This is a genomic window from Actinospica durhamensis (genome assembly GCF_018139695.1).
Classification (GTDB): domain Bacteria; phylum Actinomycetota; class Actinomycetes; order Streptomycetales; family Catenulisporaceae; genus Actinospica; species Actinospica durhamensis.
In genome coordinates, this window is sequence record NZ_JAGSOG010000741.1 from 1 (window position 1) to 453 (window position 453).

Consider the following 453-nt stretch of genomic DNA (forward strand, 5'->3'; position numbering starts at 1 on the left):
GGCGGTAGAGCATCGCCCGCTCGGTGTTCCAGGACTCGAACACCGCCCGGATCGCCAGGTCCATCTGCTCACGCGGGTCCTGCGGAAACTCCCGCCCCGCCTGCTCACGCACGATCGCCTTGTACGCATCCACCAGCACCGAGAGGTCGGCCGCGTCCAGCTCCACGTCGGTGGCCACGTTCTTGGCCCGCTTCGAGGCCTCGAGCGCCTCCTCGAAGTGCTCGCCGCCGATGTCCAGCACCGTCTTGCCGAACATCTGGATCAGCCGCCGGTAGGAGTCCCAGGCGAAGCGCTCGTCCCCGGCCTTCGCCGCGAGCCCGGAGACCGAGGCGTCCGAGAGCCCGATGTTGAGCACCGTCTCCATCATCCCCGGCATGGAGAACTTCGCGCCCGAGCGCACCGAGACCAGCAGCGGGTCCCGCGGATCCCCGAGCTTGCGCCCCATCCGCTCCT

Annotated in this window: 1 protein-coding gene; it reads right to left on the minus strand. The window is 69.3% G+C overall.

Annotation, left to right across the window (positions count from 1 at the left end):
• The coding region (locus KDL01_RS41985) for a PEP/pyruvate-binding domain-containing protein (RefSeq protein ID WP_281415870.1) at positions 1 to 453 on the minus strand (453 nt) is incomplete at both ends.